At 62.7% G+C, this 21,150-nt stretch carries 12 protein-coding genes; 6 read left to right on the top strand and 6 right to left on the bottom strand.

Translation table 11 applies throughout. From position 1 onward, the window contains the following. Nucleotides 1-648: 648 nt before the first annotated feature. From LBK75_10850 to LBK75_10830, 5 genes are all read right to left on the bottom strand, one after another. Nucleotides 649-3,153, bottom strand: a complete 2,505-nt coding sequence (locus LBK75_10850) for an ATP-dependent Clp protease ATP-binding subunit (GenBank protein ID MDR1158779.1) — start codon at nucleotides 3,151-3,153, stop codon at nucleotides 649-651. Next, nucleotides 3,146-4,213 (bottom strand): protein arginine kinase, encoded by a 1,068-nt coding sequence (locus LBK75_10845; protein ID MDR1158778.1) that lies wholly within the window; start codon nucleotides 4,211-4,213, stop codon nucleotides 3,146-3,148. The genes LBK75_10850 and LBK75_10845 overlap by 8 nt, the downstream gene beginning before the upstream one ends. Before the next feature lie 3 nt (nucleotides 4,214-4,216). Then, entirely contained in the window at nucleotides 4,217-4,723 is a 507-nt protein-coding gene (locus LBK75_10840; GenBank protein MDR1158777.1) for a UvrB/UvrC motif-containing protein, read from the bottom strand. A gap of 136 nt (nucleotides 4,724-4,859) precedes the next feature. After that, nucleotides 4,860-5,318, bottom strand: a complete 459-nt coding sequence (locus tag LBK75_10835) for a CtsR family transcriptional regulator (protein MDR1158776.1) — start codon at nucleotides 5,316-5,318, stop codon at nucleotides 4,860-4,862. Between the two features lie 123 nt (nucleotides 5,319-5,441). Continuing rightward, nucleotides 5,442-5,618 carry a hypothetical protein gene (locus LBK75_10830; protein MDR1158775.1) on the bottom strand — a complete coding sequence of 59 codons (177 nt, stop codon included), beginning with the start codon at nucleotides 5,616-5,618 and terminating at the stop codon, nucleotides 5,442-5,444. A 202-nt stretch (nucleotides 5,619-5,820) separates the two neighbouring features. Between LBK75_10830 and lepA the strand changes: the two genes are divergently transcribed. The 6 genes from lepA to LBK75_10800 all read left to right on the top strand — a co-directional run bounded on the left by lepA (nucleotide 5,821) and on the right by LBK75_10800 (nucleotide 12,002). Then, on the top strand, nucleotides 5,821-7,614 hold the full coding sequence (lepA, locus tag LBK75_10825) for a translation elongation factor 4 (protein MDR1158774.1): 1,794 nt from the start codon (nucleotides 5,821-5,823) through the stop codon (nucleotides 7,612-7,614). A 38-nt stretch (nucleotides 7,615-7,652) separates the two neighbouring features. Then, nucleotides 7,653-8,804: a radical SAM family heme chaperone HemW gene (gene hemW / locus LBK75_10820; GenBank protein ID MDR1158773.1), complete on the top strand. Its 1,152-nt coding sequence runs from the start codon at nucleotides 7,653-7,655 to the stop codon at nucleotides 8,802-8,804. A 166-nt stretch (nucleotides 8,805-8,970) separates the two neighbouring features. Next, nucleotides 8,971-9,285: a hypothetical protein gene (locus tag LBK75_10815; GenBank protein ID MDR1158772.1), complete on the top strand. Its 315-nt coding sequence runs from the start codon at nucleotides 8,971-8,973 to the stop codon at nucleotides 9,283-9,285. A 120-nt stretch (nucleotides 9,286-9,405) separates the two neighbouring features. Continuing rightward, nucleotides 9,406-10,407: a metal ABC transporter substrate-binding protein gene (locus LBK75_10810; protein MDR1158771.1), complete on the top strand. Its 1,002-nt coding sequence runs from the start codon at nucleotides 9,406-9,408 to the stop codon at nucleotides 10,405-10,407. A 1-nt stretch (nucleotide 10,408) separates the two neighbouring features. After that, nucleotides 10,409-11,182 (top strand): metal ABC transporter ATP-binding protein, encoded by a 774-nt coding sequence (locus LBK75_10805; GenBank protein MDR1158770.1) that lies wholly within the window; start codon nucleotides 10,409-10,411, stop codon nucleotides 11,180-11,182. After that, on the top strand, nucleotides 11,175-12,002 hold the full coding sequence (locus LBK75_10800; GenBank protein MDR1158769.1) for a metal ABC transporter permease: 828 nt from the start codon (nucleotides 11,175-11,177) through the stop codon (nucleotides 12,000-12,002). Before LBK75_10805 ends, LBK75_10800 begins: the two co-directional genes overlap by 8 nt. Nucleotides 12,003-12,090: 88 nt before the next feature. Here LBK75_10800 and LBK75_10795 read toward each other — a convergent pair whose 3' ends face one another. After that, complete coding sequence (locus tag LBK75_10795) at nucleotides 12,091-20,874, bottom strand: bacterial Ig-like domain-containing protein (protein MDR1158768.1); 8,784 nt, start codon at nucleotides 20,872-20,874, stop codon at nucleotides 12,091-12,093. Between the last annotated feature and the right edge of the window lie 276 nt (nucleotides 20,875-21,150).

Genomic DNA, 21,150 nt, shown 5'->3' with positions numbered 1-21,150 from the left:
ATTTCCGGGTTCACAAACGTAAGGGACGTCGATGCGGTTTCTTTGAATCTGTCCACTTTCTCTTGTACCGTCTGTGAGCTCGACACAAGAGGAGCGACCATTTCTCTGGCCTGCGCTTCCTCGCCCTCTTTATACTTGACGATGTATCTCTGCACCGGCACAGCCACGCTTTGCGGGGTTTGCACCCATTCGTCTTGCAGCGAATCTCCTAGCCCATATTCATTTTTCATGAATGCAAACGGATCCCCTTCTTGTAATACCGCCTGCATATCGAGCGGCTCTGAGGCTGTCGCGACAGAAGATATCTGCGCTGTCCAAACGCCAATGGCTGTCACCGTTAGCAACATGACAAAGGCCAGCACAAAACTCATCGCTCTTGTTCTTGTCTTCACATTCCATTCCTCCTGTTACATCTTCGAAGTGGATGGTGCTTTCTTACGATATATCGTAGATTTTCCCATAGAAATAACAGGAAGTATTTGCAAGCACTCTTACAAATACTTCCTGTTATTGGTCGATTTTCTCTTGTTTATTGCAGTTTCTTCTATTTTTTATGAAAAAGCTTATCTTTTCCCATATTTTTATTCACTCAAACCTGCATCCAAAAATGTGAAAATTTTTGATGTGCTTTCGATGGCGGGGCGCTGATTATATGACGGGCGCCGGCACCGGGGCAGGGGGCGGGATAACGGGGGCCGCGAGGGCGAGGGAGAATTCGCCGCCTTGGGCGCTGACACGGAGGGTGTCCCCGGGCTTCGCGCGACCGTCCAGCATGCGCTCCGCCACGGCGTCCTCGATGGCCGATTGGATCGCGCGCCGCAGCGGGCGGGCGCCGTAGACGGGGTCGAAACCCCGCTCGGCCAGCAGATCGAGCGCCGTGTCGTCCGTCTCCAGCGTGACGCCGAGGGACGCCACACGCTGCGCCACCTGGCGGATCATCCGCGCGGCCACCTGACGAATGTCCTCCCGCGTGAGCTGGTGGAACACGATGATCTCGTCGATGCGGTTCAAAAACTCCGGCCTGAAAGCGCGCCGCAGGTCGGTCATCACCGCCGAACGCAGCTCCGCGGTACTCAAGGTCTCCCGCTCGGAGGTGGCAAAACCCATCCGCCCGCGCTCCGTGATGCTGCGCGCGCCCACGTTGGAAGTCATAACCACAATGCTGTTCTTGAAATCCACGCGGCGGCCTTGGCTGTCCGTCAGGATGCCGTCCTCCAAAATCTGGAGCAGGATGTTGAACACGTCGGGGTGCGCCTTTTCAACCTCGTCGAACAAGATGACGCTGTACGGCCGGCGGCGCACCTTCTCGGTGAGCTGACCGCCCTCGTCGAAACCGACGTACCCGGGCGGCGAGCCGATCAGCTTGCTCACCGTGTGCTTTTCCATAAACTCCGACATGTCAACGCGCAACATCGCGTTCTCGTCGCCAAACAGCGCCTCGGCCAGCGCGCGGCACAGCTCCGTCTTGCCCACGCCGGTGGGCCCGAGGAAGATAAACGAGCCGATCGGCCGCTTCGGGTCCCCCAACCCCACGCGCCCGCGCCGGATCGCGCGGGAGACGGCGCTCACCGCCTCGTTTTGCCCGATGACGCGGCCGTGCAGCGTCTCCTCCATCTTGAGCAGCCGCTCGGACTCACACTCGGTCAGGCGGGTGACCGGAATGCCGGTCCAGCCGGACACCACGGCGGCCACCTCGGTCTCGCCCACCTCGCCGGACTGCCGGGACTGCGCGTCCTGCCACGACGTGCGTTCGGCCTCAATCTCGGTGCGCAGGGCCTTTTCCTGGTCGCGCAGACGCGCGGCCCGCTCGAAGTCCTGCATGTGGACGGCCTCCTCTTTTTCCTGCGCCAGCTTCTGCACCTTCTCCTCGCGCTCCTTGAGGTCGAGCGGCGCCGTGAGACTCTGCAAACGCAGCCGGCTGGCCGCCTCGTCGATGACGTCGATGGCCTTGTCCGGCAGCTGCCGGTCGGAGATGTAGCGCGTGGACATTACAACCGCCGCCTCGATGGCCGCGTCGGAGATCTTCACCTTGTGGTGGGCCTCATAGCGGTCGCGCAGACCCTTCAAAATGGCGACGGTCTCCTCCTGGGAGGGCTCACCCACCGTAACCGGCTGGAAGCGGCGCTCAAACGCGGCGTCCTTTTCGATGTGTTTGCGGTACTCGTTCAGCGTCGTCGCGCCGATCACCTGAATCTCCCCGCGCGAGAGCGCCGGCTTTAAGATATTGGCCGCGTCGATTGCGCCCTCGGCGGCGCCGGCGCCAATGACCGTATGGATCTCGTCGATGAACAAGATCACATTGCCGGCCCGGCGGATCTCCTCCATCGCGGCCTTGATGCGCTCCTCGAATTCGCCGCGGTACTTCGTGCCCGCCACCATGCCAGAAAGATCCAGTGTCACGACGCGCTTGTCGCGCAGGTTCTCCGGCACCTCGCTGGCCACGATCTTCTGCGCCAGCCCCTCGGCGACGGCCGTCTTGCCCACACCCGGCTCCCCTATCAGCACCGGGTTGTTCTTTGTCCGGCGCGAGAGGATCTGGATGATGCGCTGGATCTCGGCGTCCCGCCCGATGATCGGGTCCAGCCGCCCCTCCCGCGCGTAGTCGGTGAGGTCGCGCCCGAACTGGTCGAGCGTCTTTGTCTCCCCGCGCCGGCCGCGGGACTGGCCCCGCCCGCCGCCAACGTCGGGGCCGACGCCGGCGCCCTGGCGGGACGGCTCCGCGCCCAGCGTACCCACGATGTCCTGATACACCCGGCGGATATCCATCCCCATCGCGGTCAGCAGCCGCGCGGCAACGGAGTCGGATTCGTGCAAGATGCCCAGCAGCAGGTGCTCGGTGCCCACATAACTGTGTCCCATGCGCCCCGCCTCGGCAAACGCCAGCTCAATGATCCGCTTGGACCGGGGCGTGAGCCCTTGCACCGGCGTCTGGTTGGGCTCTCCCTGGCCCACGGCTTCTATCACCTGTTTGCGCACCGCGTCCGCCGTGATCTCCACACCCCGGAGCGCGTGGGCCGCCACGCCCTCCTCCTCTAACAAAAGTCCCAGCAGCAGGTGCTCGCTGCCCACATAGCCATGCCCCAGCTCGGCCGCGGCCTGGTGCGACAGCCGGATCGCGGCCTGCGCCCGATCGGTGAATCTATTCTCATACATCGTTTCGTTTCCACTCCTTTGCATTTACCGCCGCCAGAGCGGCGCGGACCGCGTCGGCCCGCGCCGCGTCGCGCGCACCGGCGTCCAGCATCCGGCCGGCCGCGTTCGCCAGCACACCGGGCTGGATGTCGCGCAGCAAATCGTTCAGCCGCGCCATCGGTACCGGGGGCAGTTCCCCTTCGGCCACGCCCCAGCGCAGGTCGGACAACAGCCGCATCGTCTCCTCGCCGGGGAGAAGCCGCGCGTAGGCGAGCAGACCCCAGGCGCGCCAGACCCTGTCCCCAAACCGCACCGGCCGCTGGGACTTAAACCGAGCCCGCAGGGCCCTCTCCTGCTCGACAATGCGCTCCACCACAATCGTCACACGGCTGATGATCTCCGATTCGGCAAGGCCCATCGTGGCTTGGTTCGACACCTGGTACAGCGCCCCCTGGACCTGGGAGCCCTCTCCGTAGAGACCGCGCACAGCCAGCCCCATCTTGCCGACGGCCGCGATGATCTCCCGGATCGCGCCGCTCTCCGTGAGCGCCGGCAGATGCAGCATCACACTGGCGCGCAGGGCGGTGCCGAGGTTCGTCGGGCAGGAGGTGAGATAGCCGAAATCCCCGTCAAAAGCATACGGCAGCCCGCCGTCGATGACCTCGTCCACGCGCTGCGCCTCCTGCATGCGCTCCTCCAGACAGAGCCCGGGTCCGATGGTCTGGATGCGGATGTGGTCCTCTTCTCCGACCATCACGCTGACGCCGCGCTCCTCCGAGAGGATCACGCCGTGCGGCCGGTCCGAACCGGCAAATTCGGGGGAGATCAGATGTTTTTCGACCAATACCCGCGCTTCCAACCGGTTCTCCTTCGTCAGGCGCACCGTGTGAAACCGCGCGCCGTCGGCCAGCGGCCGGAACAGGCCGGAGACTTTCTCCAAAATCTCTTCGGCCTGTTCGTCGCTCATCCGGCCCGGGAAGGGGATGTCGGCGAGGTTGCGGGCCAGCCGAATGCGCGTGCTCACCGCGATGTCGTCGTACACATCACGGCGCGCCTCCTCCTTTTTTTTGTCAGCCGCCACGTCTCACACCTCCTTCTCCAGCCGTTTGATCTCGTCACGCAGCTCGGCGGCGCGTTCGAACGCCTGCGCGCCGATCGCCTCTTGCAGCTGCGCTTCCAGCTGGGTCCGTTCGCTCCGGCGGCGCAGCTCCGCGCGCTGCCCGCGGGGGGCCCGGCCGGTGTGAACCGCATTGCCGTGCATCTTGCGGATGTAGGGCAGGAGCACCGCCTGAAAATGGGTGTAGCAGGCCGCGCAGCCGGCTTTGCCCGTCCGTGAAATCTCCTGCAGGTTGGCGCCGCAGGACGGACAGACCCCCCGCACCTGCCGGCCCGCCGGGGCCCGCAAGCCCATCATGTCGGACAGGATGGCCGGCATGTCGCCCAAGAAAACGGGGAAATTTTGCGGAAACTCGCCCTCCAGCCCGGCCGCGGCCGCGCATGCCTGGCAGAGGCAGAGTTCCTGGGTTTTGCCGTTTGCCGTCGTGCGGTAAAACCGGGTGGCCTCATGCTGTCCGCAATGTTGACACAACATACAATCCCTCCCTTTTGACACTTCGCGTCCGGCGCGGCGCCGGCACTTTGGCTGTCCAAATTATAATATCGATGCAAACGGCCTCTCAGATACCCCGCGCGTTCCATTTTTTGCAAATTTCCGCTCTGGCGGGGTGTCACAGACTGTAGTACGTGTGTACCAGACACTGTTTGAGAATGCCGGCCCGCACGGCGTCCCGGCGCTCCCGCGGGACAGCGCGCAGCGCGGCGTCGCCCAGCGCGGCCCCGATCAGACGCGCCGCCCCGAGCGACAGCACGCCCGCCTGCAGCAGGTTCTTTAAAAAGGCGGCGGCGCTCGGGCCGTCAATCGCCTCCCCGACGGCGTTGATCGCATGCATCAGCAGCGCCGTCGGCTCCGGGGAGACACGGGTGATGCGGATATACCCGCCGCCGCCCCGCCGGCTCTCCACAAGGAACCCGTGCTCGGGGCTGAAGCGCGTCATCAGCACATAGTTTATCTGGCTGGGCACACAGGAAAACCGCTCGGCCAATTCGCCGCGCTGCAGTTCGGCGACGCCGCCCAGCTCCTCAAGCATCTGGAGCAGGAATTTCTCGATCAGATCGCTCATCGCCATGGGCCTCGTCCCCCTGCTTGACATTCCCTGACCTTTATTTTTATCGTACCCGTTTCGCTCCCAAATGGCAATTTCTATTTTGACCTTTCCTGACCATAGGGGGCCGCTGTATCCTTACCTGGCCTACTTGTCTCCCGCATTCTCCTTGTTTGGCGGTTTTTCTTCTGATTTCACATGTTTTTGCTGTTTCGCCGGTCCGCTTACCGCGCGGGCGGCGTGCGGCCGGCTGGCCGGCCCGCTGTGCAGTACCGGGAACCCATCGGCGGTCTCCACGGCAAACGGGTCTCTCACTCTCGTCATATACGCGCCTCCTTTCACCGCCCCTCCCGTTTCAGTATCGCCCGATCGCCGCGGGCCCATACCTTTGAAACGGCGCTGCGCGGGACTTGCCTCGGTGCGGCTTGACACACGCGCGAACATAGGCTACACTTTGAGGTACAAAGGCGCGAGAGGCCGCGGCTTCCGCGCGGTGGGAAGGAGACTTCCGGTGATAAAGCAAGACATGCTGCGCAATTTTTGCATCATCGCTCACATCGACCACGGGAAATCTACGCTGGCCGACCGGTTGATTGAGTCCACCCACGCGGTGGCTCAGCGTGAGATGGCCGACCAGATCCTGGACAACATGGAGCTGGAACGCGAGCGGGGCATTACGATTAAGGCGCGCGCCGTGCGGCTCGACTACACGGCGGCCGACGGGCAGGCGTATGTGCTGAATCTCATCGACACGCCGGGCCATGTGGATTTCAACTACGAGGTGTCCCGCAGCCTGGCCGCCTGCGAAGGCGCGCTGCTGGTGGTGGACGCCGCGCAGGGTATCGAGGCGCAGACCCTGGCCAACACCTACCTGGCGCTCGAACACGACCTTGAGGTCCTGCCGATCCTCAACAAGATCGACCTGCCCTCCGCCGACCCGGAGCGGGCCATTCAGGAGATCGAACATGTCATCGGTCTGCCCGCTCTGGACGCGCCCCGCGTTTCGGCCAAGCTGGGGCAGGGCATCGACGCGGTGCTGGAAGCCATTGTGTCCGGCATCCCCGCGCCCTCGGGCGACGCGGACGCACCGCTGCGCGCGCTGATCTTCGACAGCCAATACGACTCTTACCGGGGCGTCATCGTCTACATCCGGCTGATGGAGGGGCGGCTGCAGCCGGGGCAGGTCATTCGCATGATGGCGACCGGCGCGGTGTTCGAGGTCGTGGAGACCGGCGTGCTGCGCCCGCTCGGGATGGAACCGTGCGCCGACGGGCTCACGGCCGGCGAGGTGGGCTACTTCACCGCCTCGATCAAAACCGTGCGCGACACCCAGGTGGGCGATACGGTCACCGACGACGCCCGGCCCGCCGCGCAGCCGCTGCCCGGCTACCGCCGCGCGCAGCCGATGGTTTTTTCCGGCGTCTACCCGGCCGACGGCGCCAAGTACCCGGACCTGCGCGACGCGCTGGACAAGCTGAAGCTGAACGACGCCTCCCTGACCTTCGAACCGGAGACCTCGGTGGCGCTGGGCTACGGCTTTCGCTGCGGCTTTTTGGGTCTTTTGCACATGGAGATCATCCAGGAACGTCTGGAGCGGGAATATAACCTGGACCTCATCACGACCGCGCCCAGCGTCATCTACAAGATCCACCGGACAAACGGCGAGACCGTGCTGATCGACAACCCGCTCAACTACCCGAACCCCACGGAGCTCGACTACCCGGAGGAACCCTTTGTCAAGGCGAACGTCCTGACGCCCTCCGAGTACGTCGGGAGTATCATGGACCTGTGTCAGGAACGGCGCGGGACGTTTCGCGACATGAAATATCTCGACGCCGACCGGGTGGAGATGCATTACGATCTGCCGCTTGGCGAGATCATCTATGAGTTCTGCGACGCGCTCAAATCCCGTACGCGCGGGTACGCATCACTCGACTACGAATTTTCCGAGTACCGCAAAAGCGATCTTGTCAAGCTGGACGTTCTTTTGAACGGCGACTCGGTGGACGCGCTGAGCTTCATCGTCCACGCCGAAAAGGCCTACCCGCGCGCGCGGCGCATCGCAGAGAAGCTGAAGGACAACATCCCCCGGCAGATGTTCGAGGTGCCGGTGCAGGTGGCGATCGGCGGGAAGATCATCGCCCGCGAGACCGTCAAGGCCCTGCGCAAGGACGTGCTGGCCAAATGCTACGGCGGCGACATCACCCGGAAGAAGAAGCTGCTCGAAAAACAGAAAGAGGGCAAGAAGCGCATGCGCAGCCTCGGCAGCGTCGAAGTGCCGCAGGAGGCCTTTATGGCCGTATTGAAACTGGACGAGTAGCGGCGCGCTACAGAGATATCAGAATGGGGGCGTGCGCGATGGGGCAGACCGTGGGGCTGTATTTCCACATTCCGTTTTGCCAAAAAAAATGCGACTACTGCGACTTCTATTCGGTGCCGGACGGGGACGAGCGCGCCAAACAGACTTACGCCAAGGCGCTGTCCGCCCACCTGACGGAGACGGCGCCCGCCCTCACGCGTCACACGGTGGACACAGTCTATTTTGGCGGCGGCACGCCGCCGGTACTGGGTTTCAAACCGCTGCACGCGCTGATGGATCTTATCCGGCGGCGCCTCCCGCTGGCCGCCGGCGCGGAGATCACGCTGGAGGCAAACCCCGGCACTGTGGATGGCAAATTGCTGGCAAAGCTCCGGCGGGCGGGTTTCAACCGTCTCTCTCTCGGCGTGCAGTCGCTGGACGACGACACGCTCGCCCTGCTGGGGCGGGTCCACAACGCGCGCCAGGCCCGGGCCGCCTTCGATGAGGCGCGGGCGGCCGGTTTTGACAACATCGGCGTCGATCTGCTCTACGGCCTGCCTGGGCAGACAACGCAGGAGTGGCGCGCGACGCTGCTTGAGACCGTCGCATGGGCGCCAGAACACATCTCCTGCTACGGCCTCAAACTGGAGGAGGGCACGCCGCTCTGGCGCGACCGGGCCGACTACGTCTTCCCCGACGACGACACACAGGCCGATCAATATCTGGCCGCCGTCGCCGCATTGGAAGAAAATGGATATCTCCAATATGAGATCTCGAATTTTGCCAAACCCGGGCGCGTCTCGCGCCACAATTTAAAGTACTGGACACTGGCGCCCTACATCGGTCTCGGTCCGTCGGCCTGTTCGGACTTTGGCGGTCGGCGCTGGTCGTATGTCCGCGACTTCACGGGTTACGTGCGCGGCGTGCTGGACGGCGGCGACATCCTGCGCGAGCTGGAGGAGATCCCCATCGAGGCGCGGGCGGCGGAGTACCTGATGCTGCGCCTGCGCACGGCGGACGGCGTGTCGGGCAACGAGTATGTCCGTCTTTACAAGCAGAGTTTCGAACCCATCGAGCGCGCCCTGGAGGCCCAAGCCGCCCGCGGTCTCGCCCGCAGCGAAGGGGACCGCTGGCGTCTGACGCCGCAAGGATTTTTGCTCTCCAACCGGATCATCGCGGACGTACTGGACGCACGGTCGGAGGGGATGTGAACGGAGGGACTCGGGGTCCATTGACTTTCCCGGGCGTCCCTGCTACAATGAAAGCGATTTTCGATGGGCGCCGCAGACGAGGCGAACCCGGACGCCGTCGGAAGGCGATGCTGCCCGGGCGCGGGACATCCGGAGCAGGCGATCGGTTTGGAGAGGGGGCGCGGCGATGAACAGCAGCGTACGGCGGTACACGCCGCGCGCCAAGGCCCTTGCGCTGTTGCTGTGCCTCTGCGTGGCGGCCGCCGCCGTCTCCTCGGCGGTCTTTGTGCTGACGCACAACCACGACCACGAGGGCCCCGGCGGGTGCTGCGCGGTCTGCGCGCAGGTGTTGGGGCAGTGGCTGAAACAATGCAGCCAGACGGCGATCGCCGTCTGGCTGGTCGTCGTCTGGCTGCGCACCGTCCACACCGTCTGGAAAACGCTTGCAGCCCTCGGGGGCTGCGTCAGCCCCGTGCGCCTGAAAGTCAGGTGCAATAACTGAGAGAATCTCCCTAAGGGATTGCCGCGCCCGCAGCCAACGGTGTGACGCCGTCCGGCCGCCCGGCGCGGGCGTTCCCTGTTTTTTTGCACCCAATGACAGAACAAGGGAGGTTTTTTCTCAATGAAACGATGGATCGCCTGTGCCCTCGCGGGTCTCATTCTGGCCACGGGGGCGGCCGGTTGCAGCCCGACCGGGGCACTGAACACCGGCGATAAAAACGAGAACGACGGCCGGCTGAGCGTGGTCGCCACGACGTTCGCGCCCTTCGACTTCGCGCGCGTGATCGCGGGCGACAAGGCCGACGTGTCCATGCTCCTGCCGCCCGCCGCCGAAAGTCACTCCTTCGAGCCGACGCCGCAGGATACCATCCAGGTGCAAAACTGCGACGTGTTTCTCTATGTCGGCGGCGACTCCGACGCCTGGGTGGACGATGTGCTCTCATCGATGGACGTAAGCCACATGAAGATCATCACGCTGATGGACTGCGTGGAGGTGGTGGAGGAAGAGATCGTCGAGGGCATGGAAGACGACGAACACGACCACGAGGAAGAAGAAGAGGAAGAGGAGCACGAAGACCCTGAAGAGGAGGGGCCTGAGTACGATGAACATGTCTGGACGTCTCCGCGGAACGCCAAATTGATCGTACAAAAGATCTCCGACACGCTCTGCGAGGCGGACGCCGCGAACGCCGATACCTACCGGCAAAACGCGACGTCGTACCAAGCCGAGCTCGACAAGCTCGACGCCGCCTTCCAGGAAGTGGTAAGCGGCGCGCGGCGCAAGACGATCGTCCTCGGCGACCGGTTCCCATTTCGCTATTTCGCGGACGCTTACGGTCTCGATTACTTTGCCGCTTTCCCCGGCTGCTCCACCGAGACGGAGCCGAGCGCGGCGACCGTGGCCTTTTTGATCGACAAGATCAACGCGGAACAGATCCCGGTCGTCTTTCACATCGAGCTCTCGAATGAAAAGATGGCGGACGCCATCAGCGAGGCCACCGGCGCGCAGGTGCGCCTTCTCCACGCGGCGCACAACATCTCTAAGACGGACTTTACAAACGGCGTCGGATATCTGGACGTGATGTGGGAAAATGTGGATACTTTGAAGGAGGCCTTGGGATAAGATGGCGCTGATCACCTGTCAGGACGCCTCGTTTGGCTATGAGGGCAAGACCGCCGTCAGCGGCCTGCGTTTTGCCGTCCACCGCGGGGACTACCTCTGCGTGGTCGGGGAAAACGGCTCCGGCAAAAGCACGCTCATACAGGGGCTCCTGCGGCTAAAGGCCCCGCAGGCCGGGGGCGTCCTGATGGGTGACGGCCTTCGGCTGGACGAGATCGGCTACCTGCCGCAGCAGACTGCTGTACAAAAGGACTTCCCGGCCAGCGTATACGAGGTCATTCTCTCCGGCTGTCTGTCCCACCGCGGCCTGCGCCCGTTTTACACCCGGCGGGACAAGGCGGACGCGGAGACCAACATGGAGCGGCTCGGGCTCACGGCGCTGCGCAGCCACTGTTACCGCGAACTCTCCGGCGGCCAGCAGCAGAGGGTGCGGCTGGCCCGCGCCCTCTGCGCCACAAGGACGCTGCTGCTGCTCGACGAACCGGTCGCCGGGCTGGATCCGGTGATGACCGGAGAGCTCTACCGGCTGATCAAAGACTTAAACGGCGCGGGTCTCACCATCATTATGGTCTCCCACGACGTCCGCAGCGCGGTGCGAGACGCGAGCCACATCTTACAGCTCCGGCACACGCAGGTGTTTTTCGGCCTGACGAAAGAGTATATGACCTCCCGCGCGGGGATCGAATTTCTGGGCCTCCCCCCGCAGGCCACGGGGGACGCGCACGCCGAAGGAGCCGGTGCAAGCGGCGAAGGCGAAGGAGGAACGCGGCATGTTTGAGATCCTCATGGAGATGTTTTCGTATACTTTTCTGATCCGCGCGGTGGTGGTGGGTCTGCTGGTCTCGCTCTGTGCGGCGCTGCTCGGCGTGAGCCTGGTGTTGAAGCGCTACTCCATGATCGGCGACGGGCTTTCGCACGTCGGGTTCGGGACTCTCGCCATCGCCACGGCGCTGAACATGGCGCCGCTCACGGTGTCCATCCCCATTGTGGTGCTGGCGGCGTTTTTGCTGCTGCGCATCAGTGAAAACAGCAAGATCAAGGGCGACGCGGCCATCGCGCTGATCACCACCGGGTCCCTGGCGGTGGGCGTCGTGGTCATCTCGATGACGACAGGCATGAACACGGACGTCTGCAACTACATGTTCGGCAGCATCCTGGCCCTGCGCCACGACGACGTCACGCTGAGCGTCGTCCTGGCCGTCGTGGTGCTGACGTTGTTTGTCCTGTTTTACAACAAGCTCTTTGCGGTCACTTTCGACGAGACCTTCGCGCGGGCCACGGGAATCAAGGTTGGGCTGTACAACATGCTGATCGCCTTTTTGACGGCGGTCACTATCGTGCTTGGCATGCGGATGATGGGCGCACTGCTGATCTCCAGCCTCATCATCTTCCCCGCTCTCACGTCCATGCGGGTGTGCAAACGATTCCGGAGCGTGACAGTGTGCGCCGCCTGCGTCTCGGTCCTCTGCTTCTCTCTCGGCGTGGTCGGCTCCTATCTCTACAACACCCCCACGGGGGCCAGCGTGGTCCTCGTCAACATCGCAGCCTTCCTCCTCTTCTGGGCCGCCGGCGCCCTGCGCGCCCGCGCGAGACAGTGAAGGCGTCAAAACCAATGGAATCACTTCAAAGCCCGGCGGCCGCGCCCCGAGGGGATACGGCCGCCGGGCTTTGTCTGCAGGCGCCGCCTTACGGCTGCGGTTCGTCTGAAGCGATGCGCTCAAAGAACGGATACTCGCCTTCGCGTATGTGCCAGATGTTCTCAAAATCCCAGCCGGCGAATGTGGACCGTTTCATCATATTGGCCGTCGTCTGGCTCTGCGGGTACGCGGACGGCGCTCCGGCGGGCGAGCCGCTCGTCCCCTGGCCGCGCGAAACCCCCGCCTTGTCGCCGTCATAGTGGTTCGTCCCCAAATATTTCACCCCAGAACGGCCGTTGAACGCACCGTATTCCGTTGTGCCTGTGCCGCTTACTTTCCCCGATGAATAACAGTTTTCAACCGATTTGTCGCCGCCGGTGCCCGACCCTGAAAAGTACCCGACCAATCCGCCGACGCCCGTCGTGCCTTTCACGTCACCCTGGGCATAGCAATTGCTGATGACGGCGGCAATCGCTTCTCCGACCAGTCCGCCGGCTATGTAATTCTTTGTGGTAACGTCGCCGTAAGCGCACGATTTGAACAGCGTCGAACGGCCGTACAATGTTCCGACAAGTCCGCCGGCGTAATGCGACGCGCTGACGTCCACGACAGCGTACCCGCCGCTGATAGAAGACGCCTCATATACCGCCCCCGCCAGACCGCCCGCATAGGAAGCCGCCGCCTTGACCGTTCCGCTTGCGTACGCCGCCTCGATCGACGCGCCGCCGTGCAGCGCCCCCGCCAGGCCGCCGACATAGGAACCGCCTTCGGAGACGGTGTCGATGGTCTGGCACCGAATGATCTGTGTTTTGCCGAGCGCGCAGCCGACAAGCCCGCCCGAATAGTTGCCGCTGGTTTTGGTGTATGTGCCGGCGACCGTGCAATCCTTGAAAACGACCGGAGGGCTCCCGTATGCGCGCCCGACAAGGCCGCCGGCGTATCCTCCGCCCGTGACGACAATCTGGCCGCCCGACACCGTGCAGTTCTCAATCACCGTGCCGTTTCTGGCGTCCCCGGTGACCCCGCCGACTTCATACCCGCCGGTGATACCCCTCTCGTCGAGCTCAATGTGCACGTTTTTGATCACGGCGCCCATCGTGACCGAAAACAGACCCTTGTAAGATATGCCCCATCCTTTGCCGCTCCACAGCCCGCTGATCGTATGGCCCTGTCCGTCGAGTTCGCCGCTGAAATAGGGGGCGCCATACCCAATCGGATACCAGCCCTTTTCGGCTGTGCAGTTCGATGAGATATAGTCCGTCAAATCGATGTCGGCGTACAGTCTGTATTTCCCCGCCGGGTTGCTGCGAATGGCGTCAAGCTCCGACGCCGTCGTGACGATCAGGTATCCGTCTTCGTCGGTGATAGACAACGGATTGCTCGGTATCAACACAGGGAAGCTTTGTTCGGCGACGGCTCCGTTCTCTGTGTACGTGATGTACATCAAATAGTTCTTGCTCTTTGTCAGGCCCTTTATGACGAGACCAGTCTTTTGATAGCTCACGTTGGTATACGGTGCAAACCGCCAGTCTTCCGGCTGTCCCCCCGCCAATTCTTCCGGCATCTCGGCCAAATGGACCGCATATCCCTTGCCGGCTGCGGAATGAATGCCGAAATACACCGTCGTCTGTTTGCTGCCCACCTCTACGCCGTTGATATGGATCTCTTTCACAACGGTGACGTCGAAGCTGTCCGTAACGGTGACCGAGCCCTCGGAATGGCTGACTGTCACCTTGTTGCGATCGAGCGTCAGCGGATCGTCGAGGCCGAGGTCCATTGTATAGTCGTCGATCGGCCGGCTGCCGTTTGTGTAGTGCGCGGTCACGACAAGCCCCTCGGGGTCCAAACGGCTGCCCTCGACATAAAATGTTGTGTCGGGCGCCGTGACGGCGATGGATTGCAGCTGCGGTTCTTTCACGGTGATCTCAAAGCGCGCCGTCTTGGTGACGCCGCCCTCCGTATAACTGACGGTTACGCTCTCCATATCCCGCGTGAGCGGGGTTCCGGGCTCTGGATCGACGGCATACCCGGAGAGGCCGAACCCATCGCCCTCGTCAAAATTGCCCAGGACAGAAATCCCAGATATATCCAATTGCTCGCCCTCGTAATATTCGGTTCTGGGCGGCGGGTTCAGAGAGAGAGACCACAGCACGCGATTTTTCCCGGAGAGCTTGAACAGCGGCTGAACCGTCGCGTCCTCATCCGGCATCGTGAGCACGGCCGGATTCGACATCTCGTCGTCTAGGCAGTCGGACGGGACGCTGACCCAGCGTACAAACCTGTACCCCGCGAAGGGCGCCGCCTCTATCGACACCTGGTCTCCGCCCTCTCTCTCGACGCTTTCCGCCTCACCGGCCCTCGCGCCGTCGACTGTCACATATCCGCCCACGGTTTCCCCGACCGTCAATGTATGGCGGGCGTCTTTGACCGTCACTTCCAAACTGTCCCTGTGGGCGCCGTCCTTCGTGACGACCGTGATCACGGTCTGGCCCGGCGCTCTCAGGGTGAGCTGTCCGCTGTCGTCCACATGCGCGACGCGCGCGTCGGAAGAGAGCCATACTACGTCTCGGTTGCTCGCGTCTTCGGGATACACGCGCGCCGTGAACTTGGCTTCTTCGGGTGTCTCGTTCTCTTCCTGTCTGTAAAACAGGCTTTCTCCGCTGAGCGAAACCCCTTCGGCCGGGACCCACCGAATCTCCTGCGCCGGATCCATCGTCAGATCCGCCGCCGGCGGCGTCGGGCGTTCCCTGTAAAGGGGCGCCGTCACGCGGTTGTTGTCCGGATAGGCGTCGGGTTTTGCGGTTTCCGCCTCAAAGTAAAGCTTGTCTGCCGCGGTGCGCAGCACATCCACATCGAAGAACACCTCGATGGTTTTCCGGCTGTCCGCAACGAGTCGCTTTTCACTTAAAAGCCTGCCGTTTGCGTCGTTTTCGCGGACGGTGAGCGTCGTTTCCGTCGCGATATCCGCATCGTTGGACAGCGCGGCCGTCAGGAAGATCCGATCGCCCACCCGCTGCTGCGTCACGCTGACGGCCACGTCCGTCAAGCCTACCGTCGTCTCGTACACATTGTTGTCCGAATCACTGTCCCCTTCGCAGGAAACCTCGGCGCGCAGGCGCCCGTCAGCCGGAAGTTTGTGCAAGTCCACGGTTTCACTGACCGTCGCCGTCTGCCCCGGGGCCAGTGTCAGGGGCTTCGTCAGCGCTTCGTGACCTGTCAGGGTGACGTACAGCTGCTCGACGGCCGTTTCGCCCAGGTTCCTCACCACCAGGTCTATCGGCTGCACGCCATGGGCCACATCGGCGGCCGAGGCGTACACATAGTCGAGGGCGATGTCCGTCTTGGGTTCCACCTCGGCATACCAGAGCGCGTGTTCTGGCTCTTCCTCGCCCCCTTCCGCAGCTTGGTACGTGTTCAGGACAAACTGCCAGCCGCCCTCCTCGGTCAGCGCCGCGTCAAAATGGGCCAGCTCGCCGCCGACGGTTTTCAGCGTGACCGGCGGGCCATATCCGTCGGCCTGCGCAAAGGACGCCCTGATCACATACCTTTCCGCCTCCGGGTCGGTATCGACGTTTGGCTCCGCCCAGACAATGGCCTTTTTGCCCGCGCCCTCCATCACTCGGTATGAACCGGATATCAGCCCACCGCCGGCCGTGACGGGCGGGAGCGCCTCATTGGCGGCGGCGTCATAGCTGTAAATGCTGCCCGCTTCCTGCCAGAAGAACCGTCCGTCATAAAATCGCAGTCCGGAGGCCCCTTGGGCATGGGAGATCGGCGCGCTGATCGCCCCGTGCCATATCCATATCGCGGGCGTGTCCTCATCGCCAAATGTGCCGTACGCGATTGTCAGCTCGCCGCCGGCATACCCGGCCGCCAGTTCGTTGATGTACGTACTCGTCTCAAACAGCGTTTTGGGTTCGCTCCACGCGCCGTCGCTAAGCACGCTGCCGACCGCCGCATACAGACCTTCGCCGCCCCCAAAGAGGTCTCCCTCGCGGACTTCCGTCCACAACGCGGTGAGTCCGCCTTCGCCGGCGACAAGCGTCGGCGTCATCTCGGCCGCGTCGTTGTCGGTTATGTATGCCGGCTCCGCAAATTGCAGGGCGTCCGCATCCCATTTCGCGAAACACAGCTCCATGTTGGGCAGGGTCTGATCCAGCAGCGCTTGGGGGTCCTCCTCTTCCGCCAGGACCGCCTTGGATTTTTGCCAGAGCACGTACAGATCGTCGCCCACCGTCAGGGTTTTCGCGAAGAAATCCGAGGTTCCGTTGTCCCAGACCGGTTCAGGCTCGCTCCAACCGTCGTCTTGCAGAACCGTGTACATCAGCCTGATGTGATTGCCGGTCGGGCTGACGCCGTCGTCCGCCTGGAAGAGCATGACGGTCTGATCCCCCGCTTTGGCAAACTGGGGAACGGACCCCGGCAGAACGCCGTCTTGCAGCGGGATATCCGCCGCGGCGCTTCTTCTCAGCGCGGCGGCGCCGTCTGCGCGCCAGCGGCCGTTCCACGGTGTGGTGTGGCTCAGGTACTCTCTGGACGACAGCGCAAAGCCGCCGTCTTCATACGCGTAGTAAGCTTCCTCATCTTCAAAGGCAAACGCCCCGAAGGCCGCCCGCGCCGTCCGCGCGCGCCCCCAAAGCTGTTTTTCGTAGCGCCCCAACGTCCAGCTTTTTTTGATGAAAAACAACAGCTCGGCTTCTATGCCCGCGGATGCGGTGAGTCTGCCGGACGTGGACGGCTTATTGTTGTTGCTGGCGAACACTTCGATATACAAACCCGCGTCGCCCCTAACGCCGCAATACGCCAAGTTCCTGACCCCTACGCCCGCCGAAAGCCACATGTACGGATTGATGCCGACGACGACCTCGCCGTTGAACATCACGCCGCCGCCGCTGGCGCCGACCACAGTCTTGACAGCGGCGCCCAACCCCAAACCGCCGCCGATCTCTACGGACACCGGGATGAAGCCAAGCACAAACGTAAATGTTTTTTTGCCCTCGGCGTATCCGCTGACCATGACCTCGCCCGTGCTGGACAGCTGCCTGCCGTACATGTCAAACGTCACTTCGAAATAGCCGATCCCGCCAATGCCGCCGGCGACAAGGCCGGGCACGACGGTAAACGTCTTTTCGGTGATGCCGTATTTGTCTTTCAGCGTATCCAGACATCCTCTTGCCCCCACATTGTTTTTGGCGGCCTGGAAATCGCTTTTGAACGCCTTCCACGCCCGTTCGGCGGCGGCAAGATTCTCAAGCTGCAGGACGTTTACGAGTTTATCAAAGGCAAAATCAAGGGCGGTATCCATTTTTTTACACAAAGCCGCCATGTGCCCGTCCAGTACGTCAAACAATTCATCGAAACTCTCCACAAGGCCAGCCACCTCTGGCCGCGCCAATTCTTTCTCAATGCACTCCGTGACGCGTTTCTCGACGATGTCCGCGACGCGAGCCCGGGCAGATTGGGGCACGTCAATGTCCGCCAGCATCTCATCCAGCTCTTTTCTGGAGATTTCTTTCCCTTCGTCCGCTTTCTTTTCGAGGACTTTGGACCATTCATCCTTCAGTCTCTCGTATTCGTCCTCCGTTTTCATCTGATCTTTCGCGTCCTTGAGCAATTCAAATGCGTCACTCAGTCCGCCCACCGAGAAACCAAATTTCGGGCCGTCTTTAAAGTCTCCGACGTAGCCGTGGAACGTGATGGTTCCGTCCAAGGCCTGCGCGGCGGACGACAGCGTGGCCATGGCGGTCATGGGCAGTTTGACATTCTCCGGATACACTCTGGTCGCCTCTCCGTCCACAAGGCCGCTTTCTTTGGGCGTGGCTGTGAAGTTCGGCGATCTGTCCACCGACTTCATCGTTTTTTCAAAGTCCGAGTCGCTCCGGATAACCCTGACATACACCGGGACGAAGTCCGACGTCGGTTTGCTTTCGTCGTCGGGCTCCATCCTCAGCCACAGCGGTTCCTCCGGACTGAATGTCAGACCGGGCGCGAGGCTGATGACTCCGTCCGCATCGCTGTAAATATACTTGCCGCCGCTCTGGTACAGCATGAACCGGCCGCCACCGCCGCCGGCCCACTCGCCGGCGCACAGCAGACGCAGCATATCACCTTTGTACTGCATAAAAAAGACGCTGGCCGCGCGGACATCCGCGAATGTCTCGGTGTCCGCCGCCATGGTCACGTACGGCTTTCCGTCGTCTTGCCAGGCTTCCAGAAACAGCGTCCGGCTCTTCCCCGGGGTCAACGCATAGTACGCCTCGCCTCTGCGGCAACTCTTCTCGGGGGTCGGAGTCACGTACACTCTGTTGACGCCAAACAGCGTTTCGTCCCATACCGTCACCATACCGAATCTGTCCGTTGTGTAAACGCCCTCGCCAATGCGCACCTTCGCGTTTTCCACGAACTGCCCGCTGTCATGTTTGACGACAATGGTGTGGCTGGCGGCGGCGGCCGCGACGCGATCCTCCCGAACCTCACCGCTGAATACGACGGGGGGAACGCCGCTTCCGCGGTTTTTCTCCCAGTCAAATCTCAGACCGTGCCATTCGGCGCATGTGTTCAGCGCTCTCAGCAGTTCTTCTCCGTACTCTGTCTCCGTACCGTCGGAGCCCACGATGGCGCCCGTATCGTCGAAACGTCCGACGCATGTGAGTACACCTTTTGTCTCCGCGCCGACGGCGCTTTCGGGTCCTTCGGCGCCGTATGAATAGTATGCGCTCTCGATCCCGTCGCCGCGGTTGACACCGGCGATGCCGCCGCTGCCGGCGCCTGTGAGCGCGCCGTAGAAATATCCATTCAGGATCTTGCCGTAATTGCTGCCCACAAGTCCGCCGGCGCTGTCCGCGGCGACGCTTCCGGACACGACGCAGTTTTCAATGGCGGCTTCCCCGCCAAACTGTTCGTCCCCATTGACGGCGGCAATGCCGCCCGACTCCCAGCCGCCTTCTATTTGCAGCTCGACGACGCCCGTGTCGCTGATACTGCCGCAGTTCCAGCCAAACAGGCCCTGACGCCCCGCCGCATTGTTGACAAACTTGAGCCCGCTGATGGTGTGCGCCTCTCCGAGGAACCTTCCTTTGAAAGGATGGTCCTGCGTGCCAATCGGAACCCACGGGAGTTCGGACAGGTCGATGTCGGCGGTTAAAATCACCGTCTTGCCGGCAAACTCGTCACAAAGCCCGTCTTTGCCGCTCACAATCCGCGCGAGACTCGCCAACTGCCCGGCGTTTTTGATGTAGAGGGTTTGCTCTGTCTCTGTGTACCAATCCGCGTCGGCGCGATCGTCCCACGACAGTGTGGGCACGTTTATATCAAACGTTATCTCGTCGCTGAAGCTGCCCAGCTGGATCTTCGCCGTCAGTTGTACCTTTTTGTCGTCCTCGGGGTATGCCGGACGGGTCACCCGGCCGTCCGGCGAGATGGCCTCCGGCTCGCTCGACGTCCATTCAATCACGGCGCCTTTCTCGTCGCTCGTAAACAGATTGAGGTCGGTCTTCACGGCGTCTTGCCTTGTGTTGCCGGCCCTGATGTCATCCCACAAAACCGCCGTGCGCACCTGGATTTTTACATATCTGTACGCGTTGTCGTTTGTAAACGCGTCGTCCGGATATGTCGTCCCGGGGCCGCCCGGATCCTGATTGGCTCCTTTGGCCGCCCACCAGGTATGGTTGTGCACCCGATTGACCTCGCAGCTGCCCACTCCGCCCTGCGCGCCGGCCGCGCCCGCGCTGCCGCTTGAGCCGTTTTTACCCCATTTGCCTCCACTCCCACCGCCGCCGCCGCGCCCACCGCCGCCGCCGCTGCCGCCGCCAATGCCTGCGGCGTTGGCGCTGGCGGCCTTAACGGCGCCGCCGTTGAGCCTGACCGTCGCGCCCGCGCCGCCGCGCCCGCCTTGGCCGCCGGAGCCGCCTTTGTAGCCGCGCGCCCAGATCACCCAAGCGTCACCGCCGCTGCCGCCGCTGCCGCCGTCTCCGCCACGGCCGCCGCCGATGCCCGCGCCATATTCGCTGCCAGCGGTGACGGCGCCGCCATTGATGGTCACGGCGGCGCCGCCGCCGCCGCCGCCGCCTGTTTGGCCGCTGCCGCCTGTTCTTCCAAACTTGATAAATGCGGCGTCGCCGCCGTTGTATCCGCTGCTGCCCGCGCTACCCCTCCCGCCGCCGATGCCCGCGCCTTGTTTGCTTGTTGCCGTGACGATGCCGCCGTTGACGGTCACGACACCGCCGTCACCGCCAGCGCCGCCGCCGATGCCCGCGCCGTAAACACTGTCCGCGGTGACAATGCCGCCGTTGATGGTCACGGTACCGCCGTGACCGCCAGCGCCGCCGCCGATGCCCGCGGCGTTGTCGCCGCCTGTGACCTCCAACTCGCCCGTGTCCTTGCCGGCCTCAATGGTCAAATAGGCGCCGGTGGTTCGAATGCCCGGGTTGTTTTCGTTTTCGTCGTAGGTAGACAGCCAGGAACTGCCGTCCAGCGTCAGCACTGCGTGCGTACCTGTTTTTAATTCGATGGGCGCGCCTGCCTGAAGCGCCGCGATCGTCAGGCTCTGCAGGGTGACCTGCAAGGGTTTGTCCGCCGTGCCGCCGCTGATGACGACGCGTTTGACAATGCCATTGTTCGTTTTCCCTTTGAGGGTCACATCCCCCGTAACGGTAAACACGTTGTCGCTGTACGACCAGCCCGTGCCTGTGTCGCCGTCGGACCTTCCGCTGCTCCCCACGTCGATGGTCCTGCCGATGTCGTCGCCCGCGGCCGCCAGAACCTGTGCCGGAAGCAGTCCGGCGATCATCATCAGCACAAGAAAGAGTGCGGCCGTCTTTTGTGTGGTTTTCAAATTTGGTACCTCCCTACCGTATTGTTAGACCCCGGCCGCGCCGGGTTTGTCTTCCTAATGTTTCCAATGACGCCAGTTAATCACAAACCCTTTAAAAAGTCAATGCTTTTTGTGTAATATTGGCAAAAACAAGTGCGACATAAAACATCAAATTACAAAGGCGCCTCCATCCGTCTACGAACTGGCGGCCGCGCCCTACTTTTGCTTGCCCTTTTTACAAGCGCCGCTCAAACAACGTTCCGTATCGTGGGGCCGCCGGCGGGACAGCAAAACGGA

The sequence above is a fragment of the Oscillospiraceae bacterium genome, assembly GCA_031265355.1.
In the GTDB taxonomy this organism is placed as follows: domain Bacteria; phylum Bacillota; class Clostridia; order Oscillospirales; family UBA929; genus JAIRTA01.
Note: the sequence above shows the minus strand (reverse complement) of the source record. Positions and strands in the feature narration are given on the sequence as shown.